The organism is Paenibacillus sp. J23TS9 (genome assembly GCF_018403225.1).
In the GTDB taxonomy this organism is placed as follows: domain Bacteria; phylum Bacillota; class Bacilli; order Paenibacillales; family Paenibacillaceae; genus Paenibacillus_AQ.
On the sequence record NZ_BOSG01000035.1, the window covers coordinates 1 to 298 of the forward strand.

A 298-nucleotide genomic window follows, 5' to 3' on the forward strand; every position below is an offset into this window, starting at 1 on the left:
TAACAAGGTAGCCGTATCGGAAGGTGCGGCTGGATCACCTCCTTTCTATGGAGAATCGTCTTCTGCAACGAAGACATTCATAACAAGCAAGAAAATGCTTTCGAAGTTTAACTTCGTAAAAATTTCAACTCACTCGTTGTCAGTTTTGAAAGAGCAAGACTCTTTCGAAAAGCGTTTGGTGGCGATGGCGGAGGGGTTCCACGCGTACCCATCCCGAACACGACCGTTAAGCCCTCCAGCGCCGATGGTACTTGGACCGAAGGGTCCTGGGAGAGTAGGATGCCGCCAAGCGCATGCC

At 50.7% G+C, this 298-nt stretch carries 1 rRNA gene; it reads left to right on the forward strand.

Going from position 1 to position 298, the window contains the following annotated elements:
- The first annotated feature begins 174 nt into the window (after positions 1–174).
- Positions 175–291 (forward strand): 5S ribosomal RNA (gene rrf, locus KJS65_RS29585).
- Positions 292–298: the final 7 nt, after the last annotated feature.